Raw genomic sequence first — 20,285 nt, forward strand, 5'->3', positions numbered from 1 at the left:
CAATTCCCTGAAAGCAACAAATACGTCCGCCAAACTTCCCGTGAGCTGTATATTTGAATTTTCACACCAAATAAGTTTATACTTGCATGGGGACGCGCAGAAGTTTTTCTGCGTTCTTACCTGTTTGAATATTTAAATACGCTGGCATGGAAATCCCGTTGGGGGGAGCGTCATGAGCGAAGCGGAAACTTCATCGAGAACGAAGTCAGCTCGAATGCGGGGGCGCAAGGACAGGACCGGTTCGACTGTCGTTCGATCGTTTGTGTTTTCCAATTTTAACAAGCCACTCGTTCGGTCAGGTTTTGCACTTTGGACTGCTGTCTTGTTCGCTGCCTTGGCCTATTATGGTTTTTCTGCTTCCAAACCCATCGGCAGCCCCTTTTTCGACCCGACCGGAAGCTCTTGGCTACCGCCGCTACTCAGCCGAGACCATGAGCCCGCCTATGCAGACCACGACTATCTGCCCGTCGGTCCTAAAGACCAGTTCTTCCATAGGGAGCGCTTGAAAAAGTGGGAAGCGCTTGAACAACCGATCAAGAATCTCGTCAAAACTCCCGGTGTGTCTCCTTGGCGCATCCGGACCGAGGAAGAGAAGGACATTTTCGACGTCATCGTGGACCGGCTCTATCTCAGCTCCGATCGCAAGCATCTCGGCGCGATCGGCGTTGAGGGAGAGGTCTATTTTTATCAGGACGAAGGCTGGAAACAGACAGACACGAGAAGTCGAGGTGATGTCAGATCGATCGTTCTGGAAAGTCAGTTTCCATATCGCCAGACCGGAGCGACGGGGGCATCCTTTTCGCCGGATGGAAGCCGATTTCTCACATTTTCGGACCTGAGACCGACCCAGGTTTGGGACGTTCAATCAGGAAACAGGCTCTTAGCTCTTCAGGACAAAACGAGCGGTGAAAACCACGCGGTATATTCACCTGACAATACGCGAATACTTACAGCATCCAAGGATGGAACGGCCACGTTGTGGGATGCCGGAACCGGCGCTGAGCTGCTTGTTTTGAAAGGTCATGCAGATCAAGTGTTGCATGCAACCTTTGATGCCGGCGGACAACGTATCGCTACAGCTTCCCAAGACAACACAGCAAGGATCTGGGACGCGGTAACAGGAAATGAGATCGCAGTCCTGAAAGGTCACACAGACACCGTGACAACGGTCCAGTTTTCTCCAGACGGAGAACGGCTGTTGACGTCTTCCGACGACACCACCGCACGTATCTGGGATAGCAGTAAAGGCGTGGAAATCACCAGGCTCGGTCCGGAGATATTACGGATTTACCAGCCCAAATTTTCCAGAAACGGCGAGTACGTGCTCGCTATTTCCTATGACAACTCAGTTCGGGTCTGGAATGCAAATTCAGGTCAGACGATTACGGTTCTTTCTCATGAAGCTCCGGTTAGCCATGCAGAATTTTCATCAGACGGTTCCCAGGTTCTGACGACTTCAGCCCATGGTCGCACCGTGATCTGGAATACCTGGTCTGAATTGCTCATTCGCGCTTTGCCCAGTATTCGCGGCGGCGGTTTTGCGGCCGCCTTTTCACCGGATGGCCGTTTCATTGCCTTAGGGAATACAGGCGATTTCCTGGGCATTTGGGATGCCTCGGACGGTCGCAGGATTGCCGTTGTCGAGGGTCTTGAATGGAACGAAGAAACTCAACAGCTCCAGCAAGGAACGCAAACGGCGGGAATGTATCTGACCACTTTGGCTTTTTCCGGGAATGGGTCAAAAATTCTCGGGTTTTCGAACAATGGCTCCGTTTTTGTTTTCGATGTTGTCTACGATAACGACCAGTCAATTCAACCAACGGCACTTGATGCCGCAGCGCGGCTCCTTTTCGGCAAAGACCGGCTGCAATGGATCGAGAACGGAAGACGGATCAACGTCACAACATTCTTTCCGGTCGCCATAAACGCTTCAACGGAACTTGGCGGGACCGGTATACGGATCGCTGTCGGTGATGGAGGTGCGATTTACCTCGGGATCCCGGACTATGCTGAATTTCGCCCGCCTGGTTCCTCAACGGACGTTTTTAACAGCCTCGCTTCATCCGGACCTGTCGGTGTTGCTTCCAATATAGCTTGGCTGGAGGTCAGGGCCGCGCAATCCGATACTCCGTCTCTTTTTGCAGTTCACTTTGATGGCATGACCGGAATAGCAGTCGGAGAAAAGGGCGCCGTTCTGGTAAGTCATGACGGAGGTCTCAGCTGGACAGCGGGTGCAATCGGCGAAGATCATCTGCCGACACTGACGGACATTCGCATAGACACCGCCCGAAATTATGCCGTCGCCATCGGTCGTCCAGCATTTGATGGTGCGCCTTCACATGGCGTCCTCTACAAGACAAAGTCGCTGCCAGACATTGGCTCTGACAGCATAGGCGATTGGAAGTATGTTCCATGGGAGGCCGGAGCACCGGTCTTTTCTTATTTTTCGATCGTCATTTCCCTTTCCGCACTGCTCGCTGGCTTTTACTACCTGCGGAAATGGTGGGTCACGCGTGGCCTCAAGGACCGGCCGGTGGCTGCCGGAAAGTCCGATAGGGAAATCGGCTGGGATGATGAAGATGTTCTCGGTCTTCATCAGCTCTCGAGCCAAGTATCTTTATTCCTGAGAAACGCCCGGACGGAACCACCCCTTGTACTGGGTGTTGCCGGCGGTTGGGGGTCTGGCAAAAGCTCCTTCATGAACCTCCTGTGCCAGGATTTGAAACAGCGTGGCACCTCTGCCGTCTGGTTTAATGCCTGGCACCACCAGAACGAGGACCATCTGCTGGCTGCTCTGTTCGAGGCTGTGCGGACGCGGGCAATCCCGAGCGTGTGGACCTGGCGTGGTCTCTGGTTCCGCGCCCGGCTGATCGCTCCAAGGCTCTGGGCGCAATTTCTGTCCGTGTTTCCGGTTGCCCTTCTGATTGCCCTTGCCGTCGTTCTCGTTGCTTTCGCCGTAACGGAGGATCAGGTTCAGTGGCTGGGACAGAAATTCGAGGCGTTCGAAAAAACTCTCTCCAACAAAGATGGCCTCACTTTGAAGGGCATGGCCGCCGCTGCTGTCCCCGTAGTGGGTCTTCTGTACTGGCTCCGCTCGCTATGGATCGCCTTGCCGGCAAAACCCGCCAAGCTGCTGAAGAATTTTTCCTCACTCGCCCGGATCGCGGATTTTCAGGACAAACTCAGTTTCCGCTACAATTTCGGCAAGGCGTTCGGTGAGGTCTGCAGTGCTCTGCGCATGCCGGGTGTCCCCGGGTTGGTCATTTTCATTGATGACCTCGACCGCTGCCAGGCCAGCTCCGTGCTGTCGATCTTCGAGGCCGTCAATTATTTCGTCTCTGTCGGGGATTGCATCGTCGTAATGGGTTTCGACAGGGCGCAGGTCGAGCACTCCATCGGTGAGGAATTGAAACACATCGCTGATGGAATACCTGACAAGGAGATCCCGTTTCACTTTGAAAAGGGCGATACGACCAAGCGGCGCGCATATGCCCGCCATTACATGGAAAAGCTGATCAACCTGGAAATCGCAATTCCGCCGATGACGCCTGAGGCCGCGGCTGCACTTGTTGAGGGGAGGCCGGTCAAGGCGCTCAAGCCGAGTGCCGATGACGAAAGGTGGCTGACGAAACTGAAGCCCAGAATTGCTCTGAGCTACAAATTTACATCGATTTCTCTGCGATGTGCCTGCATAGCAGCGCTGCTCTGGGCGTTCTGGACATTTGGTGGTCGGCTCTACGAGAGGATTGCCGAACAGCAGACACTACAAATTGAAGAACCGCTGCCGTTGACTGTGGTGCCGGTCGAAACTGGAAGGGAGACCACGGTTTCAGTGCCCCAGACTGGCGATGAACCGCCGCCTACGTCCATCAGTCCCCTGCAACAGGCGACTGGGCCAGAAACGGACATTCGGGAGAACCCGGAACTGGACGGTGCCGAACCTCCGCCCGAGCCGATCGAACCTGTCTGGCGCTATGAAGAACTCTGGATCCTGGTCCCCGTCGTGCTTCTTCTTGCACTTGTGGCCTTGTGGATTTATCTGCAGCGTGCGTATTCGATCGCACAAAATGTGACCTACGATCCCGACTCATTTACCGACGCCTTGAAAGACGCCAATCAGGTCATTGAAGGCATCAACGGCACGCCGCGGGCGATCAAACGCTATATGAATCGGATGCGCTTCGCTTCCGCCAGAATGCGCCAGATCAACTATTCGATCGATTTCCTGGACCTTTTAGCCCGCTGGCTGGGCTGGGTGTCGATGGATTTCGAACGAAATGCCGAAAGCCCGCCGCAGATTGACGATGCCAAGGTAATTGCGCTCGGCACTGCTGAAGCCTTCTTGCAGGGACTTCCCGAACCGGACAAAATCGATAGCGATCCTCAGGTGTTGATAGACACCTTCTTGCAAAGACAACAGGCTGAGCCAAGTGTGAAGGCGGTTGCATCCAAGGTGAAGAGGCTTCTCGATGAAGCTGAAGTCGATATGGAGCACGCGCGGATCTATGCGAGCATGCTGCACTCGTCGTACCCTGCTGCTCTGCAAGAAAATGTGACACAATCCTCAACTTCAAATGATCCGGCAGATCTCTCGGGTGGGTTTTCGGATCAGGCGGCAGAGTAGCCATTCCGTTTTTGACGGCCTTACAACCCTGTCTCGGTCAACACAGCTGGACCTCAGCGGGTCCGCATAGCAGCGCGCTCCAGCATGTATTTTTCCGCCTCGAACATGTGGCCGCGCATGATCATGCGGCAGAGTTCCGCATCGCCTGCCTTGATCGCACGCAGCAACTGGACCTGATAATGCAGGCCGGTTTCGCGCAAGGCCGGGTTCGGTTCCTTGTAGATGGACCGGCAGACGGTCATGTCACGCAGCAGGCTCAGCAGGAAGGAGCAGGTGAAGGCAAGGATCGGGTTGCCGCAATGCCTTGCCAGTTCCTCGTGGAAGTCTAGCTCTGCCAGGCGCTGTGCATATTCCTCTTCCGCGGTCTTCGGTTCGTCCTCATAGAGGCGGATACAGTTCTGCAGCGAGCGGAAGGCGTCGTCGCTCATGTTGCCTGCGACGGAGGCGGCGAGTTCCGGTTCAAGCTGTTTGCGCAAGGTGTAGATGTCGGCAATCGTCGGCTGGTCGAACAGGAACAGGTTGTCCAGCATCCGGATGGCTTCGCCGGGTTCTACGGAGGCAACGAAGACACCACCGCCCGGGCCGCTGCGGGTCGATATCAGTCCCTGGAACTCCAAGACCTTCAACGCTTCGCGCAAGGTGCCACGAGAAACCTTGACGGCGTCCGGCTGCAGCCAGTCATTCGGCACCCTGTCGCCGGGCTTGAGGCCGGCTTCGACAATCTGCTCGCGGATCTGCTGGGCGACCATGTCGGTACGCCTGAGGCGTTTCCGCGTCTTCGGGTCTGTCGCGCCTTCTGGAATTCTCATAGCCGGTTAAACTGCAAAGCCCTCTTTTGAACTGCCTATGCCTTTCCCAATGGATGATAGCAAGCCGCAATGTGGTTCCGGCCGCCCTTGGCCTCATCCGGAGCGGGTTGTCCGGCAACGCAGATATCGGTTTTCCTCGAGCAGCGGGCTGCGAAGGCGCAGCCCTGCGGCGGATTGTAAGGATCGGGCAACTCGGCCGAGGCATCTTCCGACATCAGGTCATGACGACCGGGCGCCGGTGCAGAACGCATCAGGAGATCCGTATAGGGGTGGAGTGGCCGGCGGAAGATCTCCCGTGCCGGGCCAAGCTCGGCCATGCGGCCGAAATACATGACCGCCACCCGGTCGCTGACGCTCTCCACCACGGACAGATCGTGGCTGATGAAAATGTAGGTGAGGCCGTATTCGTCCTTGAGCTTGTCGAGAAGGTTCAGAACCTGCGCCTGCACCGAGACGTCGAGTGCAGAGACCGGCTCATCGAGCACGATCAGCTCGGGCCCCGCCGCAAGCGCTCTTGCAATGCCGATCCGCTGTGCCTGGCCGCCGGAGAATTCGTGCGGGTAACGCTCCAGGAATTCCGGCGCGAGATTGACCGCCTGCAGCAACTCGGCGAGTCGCTTCTCGCGTCCGTCCGCATTGAGGCTGGTCAGGTGCTTGAGCGGCGCTTCCAGGATTGTGCGGATGGTCTTGCGCGGATTAAGCGAGGCGACGGGATCCTGGAAGACATATTGCACCTTGCGGGCAAGCGCGTTGCGGTCTTTCCTCGCAAGCGCCGTCAGGTCTTCGCCGTTAAAGGTGATGGTGCCGGACGTGGGCAGGTCCAGCCCCACGACGAGGCGGGCGAGGGTGGACTTGCCGCAGCCGGATTCGCCGACGACACCCAAGGTTTCGCCCTTCCTGACATCAAGGCTGAGGCCTTGCACCGCGTGGACCGCAGGTGCATGGCCACCGAAGAGTTTTTTCTCGCCTCCGAAGATGCGTTCGACCTGGCGAATGCTGAGGAGGGCGCCGGTTCCGGCCGGTGTCCGGCTCATCTCGTTCATGCGGAACCTCCGGAATTCAGAGGGAAGAGACAGCGGACGCCGCGCGTGTCCGAGGTCATTTCAAGGTCGATCTCGCCACTCCTGCAGGAGGCCTGCACATGGGGGCAACGGTCGGCGAAGGCACAGCCCTTTGGCAGGTTGTTGACGACCGGGGGACGGCCCTCGATCGCATCCAGCCGCCTGTCAGGTTCGCCTAGCACCGGGACGCACTCGATCAGCTTGGCCGTATAGGGGTGGCGCGGGCTGGCAAGAACTTCCTCGGTGGTGCCGGTTTCGACGATGCGGCCCGCATACATCACCGCCACCCGGTCGCAGAGCGCCGAGACGACGCCGAAATCATGGGTGATGAAGAGGATCGCAGCGTTGCGTTCCCGGCGCAGGCCGTTCATCAGCGTCAGGATCTGGGACTGCACGGTGACGTCGAGCGCCGTCGTCGGCTCATCCGCAATCAGCACCTTGGCATCGTTCGCCAGTGCCATGGCAATGCAGACGCGCTGGCGCATGCCACCGGAAAGCTCATGCGGGTAAGCGCTAAGCCGCTCCCTGGCATTGGGAATGCGCACCAGAGACAGAAGTTCGATGGCCTTCTCGCGTGCCTTCGATCCGGCCATCGGCTGGTGCGTGGTGATCGCTTCCGTCAGTTGGTCACCGACGGTGAAAAGCGGATGCAGGGTCGAGAGCGGGTCCTGGAAGACATAGGCGACTGATCCTCCGCGCAGGTCCCGGATGCGCCTGTCGCTGGCGGCAAAGAGGTCCTCGCCGTCGAGATAGGCAGCCCCTCCTGCAATGCGGCCGGGAGGTGTCGGCACCAGTCCCATGATCGACATGGCGGTGACGGACTTGCCCGAGCCGGATTCGCCGACAATGCCGAGGCATTCACCTTCCGCGAGGTTCAGGTCGACCCCTCCGACAGCCTTGTAGACGGTCGACCCGATCTGGAATTCCGTTCGCATCTGCCGGACATCGAGAACGCCCCCTTTGTCGGACGGTGCGGGAACGTCAGCCGGATTGCGTTCGACAGCCGTTCGGGACACCGGGCGCGTTAGAGACCCGGCGCGCAGGCGCGGGTCGAGAATGTCACGAACGCCGTCACCGAAGAGATTGATGCTCATCACCAGGGCGAAGATCATCAGGCCCGGGATGATGGAGACGTGTGGTGCGGTGAAAAGGATTTTGCGGCCTTCGCCGAGCATGGAGCCGAGATCGGCCTGGGGTGGCTGTGCGCCAAGGCCCAGGAACGAGAGGCCAGCCGTTTCCAGGATCATCCAGCCGACCGTCGTCGACATGGTGATGACGATCACCGGCAAGACGTTGGGCAGGATTTCCAGGAACAGGATCTGCGCCGGCGATTTTCCGGAAAGACGTGCCGCGTCGACGAATTCCCGGCGCGACAGCCCCAAAGTGATGCCGCGGATATTGCGGGCAAAGAAGGGGATGTTGACGAGGGCGATGGCATAGAGCGCGTTGAGGAGGCCTGGGCCAAGGACGGCAACGATTGCCAGCGCCAGCAGGATATAGGGAAAGGCCATCACCATATCGATGCCGCGCATGATCAGCGTGTCGGTGCGCCCACCCGCATAACCGGCGACCAGTCCGAGCAGGGAGCCGAAAAAGGCCGCGATAATCGTCGCGGACAGGCCGACGGCCAGCGAAACGCGCGTGCCCCATAGGAGGCGCGACAGGATATCCCGGCCGAGGTGATCGGTGCCGAGCGGATGACCTTGACTGAAGACCGGCAACAAGCGGTCGGCAGGGGCTGTGACGTCCGGATCGGCAAGGGGCAGCAGCGGGGCGGCAAGGGCGGTGAGGCAGATCAGCACCAGGACGATCAGTCCGCCGGTCGCAAGCGAATTGTTGAGAAGCAGCGCGAGGGTTCCGGGGCGCGCAGAACGCGGCTTCGGTTTTGCGGGAGCGCTCAAGGTGGTGTCACTCATCAGCGCAGCCTCGGATCAAGAATTGTCTGCACCACATCGGCAAGCAGATTGAAAAGGACGTAGGCGGCAGCGACGACAAGAACGCCGCCCTGTACCAGGAGCAGGTCACGTGTGGAAATGGCGGTCACCAGCATCGAACCGATGCCGGGCCACTGGAACACGGTCTCGATGTAGACCGCGCCGCCGATAACGAATCCCGCCTGGATGCCGATGACCGGTACGACGCCGACGAGTGCCGACTTGAAGGCGTGCTTGTAGATGACCTTACGCTCCGACAGGCCCTTGGCACGGGCGGTACGGATATAGTCCTGCCGCAGCACTTCCAGCATGGCGGTGCGGGTCAGCCGGGCGATGACACCGGTCGCGACGACGGACAGGGTCAGGGCGGGCAGGGCGAGGTGATGCAGGAGGTCCGGCAGATCACCACCGCCGTAAATGGCATACATGCCGGAGGCTGGAAAAAGGCGAAGATTGACGGCAAACACCAGAATCAGCAGAAGGCCGAGCCAGAAGGACGGCGTCGAAATGCCGATCAGCACCACCAGCGTGATGATCTTGTCCGGCCAGCCGTACTGGCGCACCGCCGAGACGATGCCGGCGAGCAGGCCGAAGATCGAGCACAGGAGAAGCGATGTGCCTGCAAGAATGAGCGTCGCGGAAAACCGCTCCATGACTTCGTCGAGGACGGGACGGTTGAGCGTATAGGAGCGGCCGAGATCGCCCTGGAAGAGATTGCCGATCCAGATGAAATATTGTTGCGGCAGGGACTTGTCGAGGCCGAGGTCCTTGTTGAGCTTGGCAACGTTTTCAGGCGTGGCGTAGGAGCCGAGAATGGCGGTTGCCGGGTCACCCGGGATCATGGCCATGATCAGGAAAACGATGATCGTCAGCCCGAACAGGACCGGAATGGCAGCCAGAAGACGCCTGGCGATATAGGCAGCCAATGGTCTCTCCCTCGTTTTAGCGTACGGCCTGCCGTTTTTTGAGGCCTCGCCGCGGCCGCGACCTCATCCTGAGGAGCGCGCCTGCGCGCGTCTCGAAGGATGGGCGGCATACTCCGGAGCAAGCGGCCCATCCTTCGAGACAGCGCATTGCGCTTCCTCAGGATGAGGGAGTACTGTTACCGGGCTCGCGCCTCTGCGGTCATCCCGACACCTGCTGCATCCAGGGTCGGATACGAAAATCCCGGCAGGCTGGTCGGCCCGCCGGGACAAGGTCAGCTTACTGAACCTTTTTCACGTCCTGGAGCATCAGGAAGAAGGAAGGCTGCAGCTTGAAGTCCTCGACGGACGCCTTGATGACGGCATTCTGCTTCCAGTTGGCGACGAAGACCCAGGGCGCGTCTTCCTGCACGATCTCCTGCATCTGCTTGTAGAGCTTCGCGCGTTCGCCTTGGTCGGTAACCTCACGGGCCTTCTCCAGGAGCTGATCCACTTCGGCGTTTGAATAGTAGCCGGAGTTGAAGCCGCCCTTGTCGGGCATCGCCTCGGTGCGCAGCGCCAGGAAGGGCAGGGTGTCCGGATCGTTGGTCATCCACGCCATTTCCGCCATGGCAGCCTTGCCCTGGAGGCCCGGGTTCACCTTGCCGAGGAAGGTGTTCCACTCGTAGGTCTCGATCTTCACCTTCATGCCGACAGCCTGGAGATCTGCCTGGATGGCCGTGCCCATGGCAATCGGGTCGAGCATGCCGGAGCCGCCTTCGGTGACATAGAAGGTGATTTCCTCGCCGTTGTAACCGGCTTCTTTCAGGAGTTCCTTGGCCTTTTCCGGATCGTACGGATAGGGCTCCAGGCTCTCGTTGTAAGCCCAGGCAAAGGCGGGAGGCGTCGGACCGGAGGCGACATCGGCCGTACCCTGCAGGATGTTTTCAACCAGCGCCTTCTTGTTGATGGCGTAGTTGGCAGCCTGGCGCGCGGCCTTCACGTCGAACGGTGCCTCGCGGAGGTTCAGGATCAGGAACCAGACGTGAGGACCGGCCTGTTCCAGCACCTTGAAGGTGGAATCGTCGCGGAACTGCCGCAGGCTGTCGGGCGGCACCTCGACCATCACATCCAGACCGCCGGAGAGCATTTCGGCAATCCGGGTGTTGGCGTCGGTGATCGGCCGGTAGATCAGGGCTTCAAGGCCCGGTTCCCCGTCCCAATAGTCTTCGTTGCGAACCGCCACCACCTTGGCGTTGGCATCCCACTCGGCGAATTTGTAGGCGCCGGTACCGGACGGATTGCGACCGAAATCCTTGCCATGCTGTTTGACCGCTTCCGGCGAGACAATCAATCCTGTCGGATAGGCAAGGTTCGACAGGAACGGTGCGTAAGGCGCGCTCAGCTGGAAGGAAACCGTGGTTTCATCCACTGCGGTGACGGTCTCGACCGTGGAGAAGAAAAACGACAGCGGGAAGGGGCCCGTGTCGTGATAGGGGTGCTCTTCGTCCAGCATGCGGTCGAAGTTGAACTTGACGGCTTCGGCATTGAAGGGCGAACCATCGTGGAACTTCACGCCTTCGCGCAGCTTGAACGTATAGGTCTTGCCGTCGTCCGAAATCGTCCAGCTTTCCGCAAGAGACGGTTCGACTTCCAGCGTGCCGTCCTTATAGCGGGTCAAGCCGTCATACATGTTCACCAGGATACGGAAGTCATTGACCGCCGTGACCGCCTGCGGGTCGAGCGATTTCGGCTCCGCGATCTGGCCGACGACCAGCACATTGGGTGGTGTCTGCGCCTGCACTTGGGGTGCGAAGGCGAGGAAGGCCGTGGCGCAAGCCGCGGCTAGGAATCTTTTCATGACCATTCCCCTCGTTGTGTTCTGGGGAATAATTAATCATGATTAATTGCAAATCAGCAACAAATATTTCATATTTATTTTCGCCTGAAGGTTGCGCCTGAGGGCCAAATAAACGCTTAAGCGCTGAAAAATGGGGAGAAATCCGGATGCCGCAGCCAGCCGTCCAAATCAATCTGGACCGCCTGAAAGCCCTGCTTGCAGGGGTGAACCGCTTCGGCTTCCATCCGGAAACGGGCGGCTATACGCGCCCGGGTTTTTCGCAAGCCGACATCGATTGCCGTGCCTGGTTCGCGGCACAGATGCAGGAAGATGGCCTGGAGGTCTGGAACGACGGTGCCCTGAATATCTTCGGCCGCTACGGGCCGAAGTCGGGAGCCTGCATCATGGCGGGATCGCATCTCGACACCGTGATCGATGGCGGCGCGTTTGACGGTGCGCTTGGAGCCTGTGTCGCGCTGGAATGCGTGCGTGCGATGAAGATGGCGGGCCTTCAGCCGCAGACTGCCATCGAGGTCGTCGCGACGTCCGAGGAAGAGGGCCGGTTCGGCGGAATGCTCGGCTCGCAGGCCCTTACGGGCCAGCTCTCTGAAACCTGGATCGAACAGGCCACGGATGCGGACGGGATTCGGTTGACCGATGCCATGCGCGCGCACGGCATGGATCCGGCGCAGATGCTGGCGGCGGCCAGACCGCAAGGGTCGATCGAAGCTTTCCTGGAGCTGCATATCGAGCAGGGACCGGTTCTGGAACAGGAAAAGCTGCCCATCGGCATTGCGGAGCAGGTCTCGGGGGTCTGTTACCTGGAGCTGGCATTCAGCGGCATCGCCAATCATTCCGGCACGACGCCGATGCATCTGCGCGCGGATGCCTTTGCCGGGCTTGCCGAATTGACGGCGGCACTTCCGGACCTGATCCGCGATCACGGCACGGATCAGAGCCGGGTCACGATCGGCCATGTGGAGCTGTCGCCCAATCACCCGCACACGATTCCCGGAAGAGCGGTGTTCTCCGTCATTCTGCGCGACACCTCCGAGGAGGTGATGCACTCGCTCCGGTCCGGGTTTCTGGAAACCGCGGATATCGTTGCCAACCGCCATCGTCTGGCGCTGTCCAAGACAGAGCGGAGCTGGCTGGCGCCCATCGAACTCGATGCGAACCTTGCCGACAGGCTGGCAGCGCTCGCGGACCGGTTCGGATTGCCGGCCAGACGCATGCCGTCCGGGGCGGGGCACGATGCCCAGACCATGCAGGCCTTTTGCCCCTCCGGACTGATCTTCGTGCCGAGCCGCGCCGGTATCAGTCATGCACCGGAAGAACACAGCGATTGGAAAGACATCGAGCAGGGCGCCAATCTGATGCTTCAGGCTTTGATTGACCTTGCCTGTTGAGCAGCGATAGCGTGCGTCCTGTGTCACCTTCAACTTTCGCTCTTTCTTTGCCCGGCAGGCTCGGCTAGGCTCTTCAAAAGACACGCATAACATTTGAGGCCGCCACTGCTGCGGCAGATCAAAATCGTAAAGTCCCTGGCCATTTTCATGGGGGAGTCATGGACGAAGTGATTGCTGGAAAACCGGCCGGACGCGCCTTGAAGCCCTTGGGCATTGCTGCTCTCTTTTGCGTTCTCTCTGTTTTACAGGGCTGCGCTCTCGCCGAAGCACCCGTGCTCTTTCCGAAAGGCCCTATCGCTCTCGCGGAGCGGGATCTGCTCTTTGCCGCCTTCGGCATCATGATGATCGTCGCGATTCCAGCCATCCTGCTGACGCTGCTGTTCGTCTGGCGCTATCGCAAGGGCAACGAAAAGGCAGAATATGCACCGGACTGGGAGGGCTCCTGGAAGATCGAGGCCGTGGTCTGGGCCGTTCCGGCGGCGATCGTGATCGCCATCGGGACGATGGTCTGGGAGTCGACCCACAAACTTGATCCCTACAGGGCAATTGTATCGGACAAGCCTGCGTTCAAGGTGCAGGCCGTCGCGCTGGACTGGAAGTGGCTGTTTCTTTATCCGGAGCTCGGCACGGCCAGCGTCAATGAACTGGCCTTTCCCGCCGACCGGCCGCTCACCATCGAAATCACCTCCGACACGGTGATGAATTCCCTGATGATCCCGGCGCTCGGCGGCCAGATCTATGCCATGGCCGGCATGCGGTCCGAACTCAATCTTCTTGCGGATGGTCCCGGCACCTTCACCGGCCGCAACACCATGTATTCCGGCGATGGCTTTTCCGACCAGCATTTCCTGGCCCATGCCATGAACGACGCGGATTTCGACGCCTGGAAGGCGAAGGTGACAGCTTCGCCTGAGGAGCTGAGCGCGGGGTCCTATCTTGAATTGCAAAAGCAAAGCGTCGCCAATCCGGTGAGCCATTATTCGTCCTACGAGACGGATCTGTTCAACCTGATCTTGCGCAAATACAAGCCGATGGTCGGTCCCTATGAGAGCGAAGCGGCCGAACTCATCTGCAGGGGAGCCGCCTGATGCTGGGACGACTGACTGAGGATGCGCTGCCGTTCTATTCCTGGGTCGCCATGGGCGGGGCGGGGGTGACGGTGGCTGGCGGCGTGGTCGTGTTCCTGCTGATCACCTATCTCAGAGCCTGGAAGGTGCTTTGGACCGATTGGCTCACCAGCGTCGACCACAAGAAGATCGGCATCATGTATGTGGTGCTTGCTCTGGTAATGCTGGTGCGCGGCTTCGTCGACGCAATCATGATGCGGGCGCAGCAGGCGATCTCGCTCAACAGCGAGGGCTACCTGCCGCCGGAGCATTTCGAACAGATCTTTTCCTCCCACGGCACGATCATGATCTTCTTCGTGGCGATGCCGTTCCTGACCGGCCTCATCAACATCATCGTGCCGCAGCAGATCGGTGCCCGGGACGTCGCCTTTCCGTTCCTGAACTCCGTCAGCCTATGGATGACCGCCGCCGGAGCGGGACTTGTGCTGGTCTCGCTTGTGCTCGGCAAGTTCTCGCAGGCCGGCTGGACCGGCTATCCGCCTTATTCCGGCATCGAATACAGCCCCGGGGTCGGGGTGGATTACTGGCTCTGGGCGCTTATCGTCAGCGGGATCGGTTCGACGCTGTCAGGTATCAATTTCATCGTCACCATCGTCAGGAACCGCTGTCCGGGCATGACCTACATGCGCATGCCGTTGTTCACCTGGACGACGCTGTGCATATCGATCCTGATTGCGTTCGCGTTTCCGGCCCTGACGGTGGTTGCCGCCCAGCTGACGCTGGACCGCACGCTCGGCTTCCACTTCTTCACCAATGGCGATGGCGGCAACATGATGATGTTTGCCAACCTGCTCTGGATCTGGGGGCACCCGGAGGTCTATATTCTGATCCTGCCGGCCTTCGGCATCTTCTCGGAGGTGGTGGCGACCTTCTCGCGCAAGCGGCTCTTCGGCTATGCCTCTCTGGTCTATGCCACCGCCTGCATCGCGCTCCTGTCCTTCACCGTCTGGCTGCATCACTTTTTCACCATGGGGTCATCCGCAAATGTGAATGCCATCTTCGGCATCGCAACCATGATCATCGCCGTGCCGACGGGAGTGAAGATCTTCGACTGGGTCTTCACCATGTACAGGGGGCGGATCGAGTTTCATCCCTCGATGATCTACACCATCGGTTTCATGGTCACCTTTGTCATCGGCGGCGTCACCGGGGTCCTGCTGGCGCTGCCGCCGGCCGATTACCTGATGCACAATTCGACGTTTCTGGTGGCCCATTTCCACAACATGCTGATCCCGGGCGCGCTGTTCGGATACTTTGCAGGGCTGAACTACTGGTTCCCGAAGGCGTTCGGATTCAAGCTCGACGTGAAATGGGGCGTGCGCTCATTCTGGTTCTGGATCATCGGCTTCTATCTCGCCTTCATGCCGCTCTACGTGCTCGGCTTCAAGGGCATGAGCCGGCGCATGGAACATTATGCCGATCCCACATGGCAGCCCTATCTGATCGTTGCCGCTCTTGGCGCAGTCTTCGTGCTCTGCGGCATCGCCTGCATTGCCATACAGCTTTACGTCTCGGCGAAAAACTGGGGTTCGGCGCGGGACGTCACAGGCGATCCCTGGAACGGTCGTACGCTGGAATGGGCGACGTCCTCGCCGCCTGCAGCCTACAATTTCGCCGTCCTGCCGGAGGTCACCGGCATCGACGCTTTCCACGAACAGAAGATCATGGGTGAGGCCTACCGGCCGCCGCAGCATTACGAAGATATCGTGATGCCAAAAAACACCTGGATCGGACCGGTTCTGGGCGGGCTTGCCTTCGTGCTCGGCTTTGCTTTCGTCTGGTACATCTGGTGGCTGGTCGCGGTCTCCTTCGTGCTGTCGCTGGTGTGCGTTGCCATCCGCGCCTCGGACGACGACACGGACTTCGTCCTGCCGGCCGCGGAAATCGCCCGGATCGAAACGGCGCGACTGTCCCAGATCACACCTGCCGACATGCATGACATGCGCGATTTCGTGCCGCGCGGTGCCGCCTCGGGCGCGCCGTTGCCCGGGACGGTTTAGGGGAGGGAGCCGATGTCCGTTGCCACGATCCTCGAAGAGGAAGAAAAACACTCCCTGGCCTCGCGTGAATTCGGGTTCTGGGTCTACCTGATGACCGACGCGGTCATCTTCGCGCTGCTTTTTGCCACTTATGCGGTGCTTGCCAACAACTCAGCCGCCGGACCGACCTCGAAAGAGGTGTTCGATCTTGGCCGCACTGCCATCGAGACCTCGTTGCTACTGGTGTCCAGCCTGACTTTCGGCTTTGCCTTCATCGCGCAGCGTGCCGGCAACAAGGGGAAGGTGGTGCAGTGGCTGATCGTGACCCTGTTGCTGGGCCTCTGCTTCCTCGGCATGGAACTGATGGAATTCGGCGGCATGATCGCAAAGGGTGCAGGACCGGAGGTCTCCGGTTTCCTGTCTGCGTTCTTCACCCTTGTCGGTACACACGGGCTGCATGTTGCCTTCGGCTGCCTTGGCATCGTGGTCATGATCGGCCAGATCCTGGTGAAAGGTCTGACGCAACCGGTGCGCTCGCGCGTTTTCCGGCTCGGCCTTTTCTGGCACTTCCTCGACATTGTCTGGATCGGGATCTTCTCGGTCGTCTATCTGCCCGGCGTCATGTAGGAGATCACGATGCATCGATTTGCAGACAGACCCACCGCCCGCTACATCATCGGCTTCGTTCTGGCCGTCATTCTCACGGTCATTCCCTTTGGTGTGGTTTGGGGAGGACTTCTGAGCGGACCGATGGTCTACGTGGTCATTGCGTCCGGGGCGATCATGCAGGTGATCGTGCACCTGGTCTATTTCCTCCACCTCGACTTCAAGTCGACCCCGTCCGAAAACCTGTTCTTTCTGTTCTTCGCCGCCGTGCTTATCTTCATCATGGTGGGCGGCAGTCTCTGGATCATGACCGACCTGCACCACCGGATGATGTGAGGACAGCAGACCTCGTTCGACCCAGGATCAAATGAGAGGAAGTTCGATATGCGTAAAGCAGTTCCGATGTCACTGAAGGCCGGCCTTGGCGCCCTGTTCATGTTGACGAGCGCCAATGCGGCACTCGCCGATTGCCAGGCGGATATCGACAAAGTCGAATATGCCGCCGACAACCACGAGCGCGAAGGGATCGACATCACCGTCGCCGAGCAAATGCGCGTCCTGTTGCAAGAGGCGACAAAGGAAAAGCGCGAAGGCAACGAGGCCAAGTGCCAGGAGCTGATCGACAAGGCGAAATACATCGGCGACGTGGAGTAGGGGCAGCCGAGTTTCTATGGCAGATATGCGTCCGTTTTGATCCTGTCGGCCGTTCCAGATTGCACCACCGGTGTGGTCAAACCATATGACCGCGCGGCCAATATGGAACCGACCACGTCTTATTTGACCACCATCACGGAAAGTTTGGAATGCCGGATAACCTTGTCGGCGTTCGGGCCGATGAGGTGATCCAGGACCCCAGGCTTGTGTGACGCCATGATGATAAGGTCGCAACCCAGCCTTTCGGCATTGGAGACGATCTCCTTGTAGGGACGGCCTGTTGCGACATATCCGTCGACTTCCGGCAAACCATCCAGATGCTCGCGGATAAAGGCCGTCAGCCGCTGCTTTGCCTCCTTGACGACCTTGTCCTCGAAATTGTCCGGCAGAAACTGGGCCGCCATGGTGCCCCGCACGTCGGCAACAACCGTCAGCACATGCACCTTGGCACCAAGTGCCTCGGCCAGTTTCCTGACGACGTGGTGCGCATCTTTCCAGGATCTTTCATGCTCCAGATCTACCGGAAACAGGATCGACGAATACATGGCTCCCCCTTAAGCGGCCTGTGGTTTGCCCTGGTCCCTTGCCACCCGTCGGCGCTGCAGGAAGACAACGACACCGAGGACGGCCAGGGCCGGCAGGAACATCAGATATTTCGACGGCTGGTCGGCCGGACGGAGCACGCGGACAATCTCCTGGTCCCAATCGAGGCCGGCGTCCTTGGCGGCCGAGCCGTAGGCAGCATCGTCGACAAGTGTCTTGTCACCTTCCGTGCGCAAAAGAAGGCCAGCATTTTCCAGCTTTTCCTCGCCGGTTGCGGCCTCTTCAAGTGGAAGCAGAACCACCCATTCCTTCATGTCCCCAACGTCGTCGAGGCCGCGGATGCGCAGGCGGAGCGGTTCGCCGGCGGGCGTGTTCTGCGCCGCAGTCGCGATTTCGGAAGGATCGCGCTCAACGAAGGGCGGCGAGACCATGTCCATCCAGAAGCCCGGCCGGAAGATGGTGAAGGCGACGAGCAGCAGGGCCGCGGCTTCCCAGTATCTTGTCCGGGTCAGGAACCAGCCCTGGGTCGCCGCCGCGAAGAGGAGCATGGCCAGGGTTGCCGTGATGAAGACGAAAATGCCGTGCAGCCAGTCGACGTCGATCAGCAGGAGGTCGGTGTTGAAGATGAACAGGAACGGCAGGGCGGCCGTCCGCAGCGAATAGAAAAAGGCGACGAGACCTGTCCGGATCGGATCGCCGCCGGAGACGGCCGCCGCAGCGAAGGAGGCGAGGCCGACCGGCGGGGTCACATCGGCCATGATGCCGAAATAAAAGACGAAGAGATGCACGGCAATGAGCGGCACGATTAGGCCGTTTTCCTGGCCGAGCGTGACGATGACAGGTGCCAGCAGAGCGGAGACGACGATGTAATTCGCCGTCGTCGGAAGGCCCATGCCGAGGATCAGAGACAGGATTGCCGTCAGGAACAGGATCGCCAGCAGATTGCCGCCCGACAGAACCTCGACCACGTCGGCAAGGGCCGAACCGACCCCGGTCTGCGAGACCGCCCCGACGATAATGCCGGCGGTCGCCGTGGCGATGCCGATCCCGATCATGTTGCGCGCGCCGGCAATAAGGCCCTCGATCAGTTCGTCCCAACCGCGCCGCACAGCGGCGGGCAGAGCGCCTTCGCCCCGGAACAGGGCGAACAGCGGCCGCTGCGTGAGCAGGATGAAAACCATGAAGGCCGAAGCCCAGAAGGCCGAGAGGCCGGGCGACAGGCGCTCGACCATCAACGCCCAGACTAGGACTACCACAGGCAGGAGGAAATGGAGACCGGATTTGATCGTCGGGCCGGGTAGCGGCAGCGAAGTCACCGGCGCATTGGGGTTCTCAATTTTCGGTTCCGGGTAGCGGGAACCGAAGCCGACCAAGGCGACGTATACAAGCGTCAGCAATGCAAAGACGATATAGGGCGCAGCCGCGCCGAAGGTCGGTTTGATCCAGCCCATGCCGTAATAGACGGCGAAGGAAACCGCGCACAGCACGAGGACGCCGAAGACGAAACCGACGATGCGTCGCAGGATCGGGCCGGGCACGTAGGCGCGGGGCAGACCTTCCATGCCTGCCTTGGCCGCTTCCAGATGAACGATATAGACGAGCGCGATATAGGAAATCGCGGCCGGCAGGATCGCGTGCTTGACCACGTCGAAATAGGGAATGCCGACATATTCGACCATCAGGAAGGCGGCGGCCCCCATCACAGGCGGCATGATCTGGCCATTGACCGAGGAGGCGACCTCGACGGCACCGGCCTTCTCGGCGGAAAAACCCACCTTCTTCATAAGGGGGATCGTAAAGGTACCGGTCGTCACGACATTGGCGATGGACGAGCCGGAAATCAGACCGGTCATGGCCGAGGACACGACGGCGGCCTTGGCCGGTCCGCCTTTCATGTGGCCCATCAGCGAAAAGGCGACCTGGATGAAGTAGTTGCCGGCACCGGCCTTATCCAGTAGCGCGCCGAAAAGCACGAACAGGAAGACAAAGGACGTTGAAACCCCGAGGGCGATGCCGAACACGCCTTCTGTGGTGATCCAGTGGTGGTTGATGATCTCGCGCAGATTGTTGCCCTTGTGGGCAACGATTTCCGGCATGTACTGCCCGAGCACCGTGTAGACGAGAAAGAGTGAGGCGACGACGACAAGAGCCGGCCCGAGCGATCTGCGCGTGGCTTCCAGGAGCAGCAGCAAGCCGGCGATCGAAACCACGAAGTCGATGAAAATCGGCTGACCGACCCGGTCCGCCAGCTCGGTATAGAAGAGAAAAAGATACGCGGAACAAAACCCGCCGACGGCCATCATCACCCATTCCTGGATGGCAATGCGGTCGTTACGGGTCGGCAGCGCGCACGCGAGCGCCACGGCGCCGGCGATCAGAAGGACGACCCAGGCGGGGAAGGTGTTGTCTGCCGAAAGGGCAAGAAGACCGCCGAGTACCAAGGGCATACCGACACCGAGTGCCGTCTGGAACCCCGACCGGACGGGCGGAAACGCCAGAAAGGCGAGCACGACGGCGAAGGCCAGATGGATCGAGCGCGCTTCGGTATCGTTGAAAACACCGATGCCGAGCGCAAAGGGGAGGGGCGAGGCAAACCAGAGCTGGAACAGGGACCAGGCAAGTGCGATCCCGGCAATGAGCCGGCCAATGACAGGACCTGCCGAGCGCGCACCGGTATCGGCAGTCGCGACAAGTTCATCGATTTCCGACTGGCTCATTTCTTTCCTGCCGGTGGTGTCTCCCGTATCTGCCAACGCGCTGCCCCCTTCAATCCGCTGAAAACGCCCTTAAGTTGTTC

14 protein-coding genes are annotated in these 20,285 nt (G+C 59.6%); 7 read left to right on the forward strand and 7 right to left on the reverse strand.

From position 1 onward, the window contains the following. Nucleotides 1–172: 172 nt before the first annotated feature. Nucleotides 173–4,624, forward strand: coding sequence for a P-loop NTPase fold protein (locus ACX3M4_RS01625; protein ID WP_459356864.1), 4,452 nt, complete (start codon nucleotides 173–175; stop codon nucleotides 4,622–4,624). Between the two features lie 53 nt (nucleotides 4,625–4,677). Here ACX3M4_RS01625 and ACX3M4_RS01630 read toward each other — a convergent pair whose 3' ends face one another. From ACX3M4_RS01630 to ACX3M4_RS01650, 5 genes are all read right to left on the reverse strand, one after another. After that, nucleotides 4,678–5,433 carry a FadR/GntR family transcriptional regulator gene (locus ACX3M4_RS01630; protein ID WP_459356865.1) on the reverse strand — a complete coding sequence of 252 codons (756 nt, stop codon included), beginning with the start codon at nucleotides 5,431–5,433 and terminating at the stop codon, nucleotides 4,678–4,680. Nucleotides 5,434–5,468: 35 nt separating this feature from the next. Further along, complete coding sequence (locus tag ACX3M4_RS01635; protein WP_459356866.1) at nucleotides 5,469–6,476, reverse strand: ABC transporter ATP-binding protein; 1,008 nt, start codon at nucleotides 6,474–6,476, stop codon at nucleotides 5,469–5,471. Next, nucleotides 6,473–8,410 carry a dipeptide/oligopeptide/nickel ABC transporter permease/ATP-binding protein gene (locus tag ACX3M4_RS01640; RefSeq protein ID WP_459356867.1) on the reverse strand — a complete coding sequence of 646 codons (1,938 nt, stop codon included), beginning with the start codon at nucleotides 8,408–8,410 and terminating at the stop codon, nucleotides 6,473–6,475. The genes ACX3M4_RS01635 and ACX3M4_RS01640 overlap by 4 nt, the downstream gene beginning before the upstream one ends. Next, nucleotides 8,410–9,354 (reverse strand): ABC transporter permease, encoded by a 945-nt coding sequence (locus ACX3M4_RS01645; protein WP_459356868.1) that lies wholly within the window; start codon nucleotides 9,352–9,354, stop codon nucleotides 8,410–8,412. The genes ACX3M4_RS01640 and ACX3M4_RS01645 overlap by 1 nt, the downstream gene beginning before the upstream one ends. Before the next feature lie 277 nt (nucleotides 9,355–9,631). Then, nucleotides 9,632–11,191 carry an ABC transporter substrate-binding protein gene (locus ACX3M4_RS01650; RefSeq protein ID WP_459356869.1) on the reverse strand — a complete coding sequence of 520 codons (1,560 nt, stop codon included), beginning with the start codon at nucleotides 11,189–11,191 and terminating at the stop codon, nucleotides 9,632–9,634. A gap of 146 nt (nucleotides 11,192–11,337) precedes the next feature. Between ACX3M4_RS01650 and ACX3M4_RS01655 the strand changes: the two genes are divergently transcribed. The 6 genes from ACX3M4_RS01655 to ACX3M4_RS01680 all read left to right on the forward strand — a co-directional run bounded on the left by ACX3M4_RS01655 (nucleotide 11,338) and on the right by ACX3M4_RS01680 (nucleotide 16,945). Further along, nucleotides 11,338–12,579, forward strand: a complete 1,242-nt coding sequence (locus ACX3M4_RS01655; RefSeq protein WP_459356870.1) for an allantoate amidohydrolase — start codon at nucleotides 11,338–11,340, stop codon at nucleotides 12,577–12,579. Nucleotides 12,580–12,737: 158 nt separating this feature from the next. Beyond that, the gene (gene cyoA, locus ACX3M4_RS01660) at nucleotides 12,738–13,667 is read left to right on the forward strand and encodes a ubiquinol oxidase subunit II (protein WP_459356871.1); all 930 of its coding nucleotides are present in this window, start codon (nucleotides 12,738–12,740) and stop codon (nucleotides 13,665–13,667) included. Beyond that, on the forward strand, nucleotides 13,667–15,706 hold the full coding sequence (gene cyoB, locus ACX3M4_RS01665; RefSeq protein WP_459356872.1) for a cytochrome o ubiquinol oxidase subunit I: 2,040 nt from the start codon (nucleotides 13,667–13,669) through the stop codon (nucleotides 15,704–15,706). The genes cyoA and cyoB overlap by 1 nt, the downstream gene beginning before the upstream one ends. Nucleotides 15,707–15,718: 12 nt before the next feature. After that, entirely contained in the window at nucleotides 15,719–16,312 is a 594-nt protein-coding gene (gene cyoC / locus ACX3M4_RS01670) for a cytochrome o ubiquinol oxidase subunit III (RefSeq protein ID WP_459356873.1), read from the forward strand. A gap of 9 nt (nucleotides 16,313–16,321) precedes the next feature. Continuing rightward, nucleotides 16,322–16,627, forward strand: a complete 306-nt coding sequence (gene cyoD, locus ACX3M4_RS01675) for a cytochrome o ubiquinol oxidase subunit IV (protein ID WP_459356874.1) — start codon at nucleotides 16,322–16,324, stop codon at nucleotides 16,625–16,627. Nucleotides 16,628–16,675: 48 nt separating this feature from the next. Beyond that, entirely contained in the window at nucleotides 16,676–16,945 is a 270-nt protein-coding gene (locus ACX3M4_RS01680) for a hypothetical protein (protein ID WP_459356875.1), read from the forward strand. A gap of 119 nt (nucleotides 16,946–17,064) precedes the next feature. Here the strand turns inward: ACX3M4_RS01680 and ACX3M4_RS01685 are convergent, their stop codons facing one another. Together ACX3M4_RS01685 and ACX3M4_RS01690 are read right to left on the reverse strand one after the other, a co-directional pair. After that, nucleotides 17,065–17,490, reverse strand: coding sequence for a universal stress protein (locus ACX3M4_RS01685; RefSeq protein WP_459356876.1), 426 nt, complete (start codon nucleotides 17,488–17,490; stop codon nucleotides 17,065–17,067). 9 nt (nucleotides 17,491–17,499) lie between these two features. After that, a complete protein-coding gene (locus ACX3M4_RS01690) occupies nucleotides 17,500–20,205 on the reverse strand; it encodes a TRAP transporter permease (protein ID WP_459359352.1) in 2,706 nt (901 codons plus the stop codon). Between the last annotated feature and the right edge of the window lie 80 nt (nucleotides 20,206–20,285).

This window comes from Roseibium sp. M-1, from assembly GCF_054515675.1.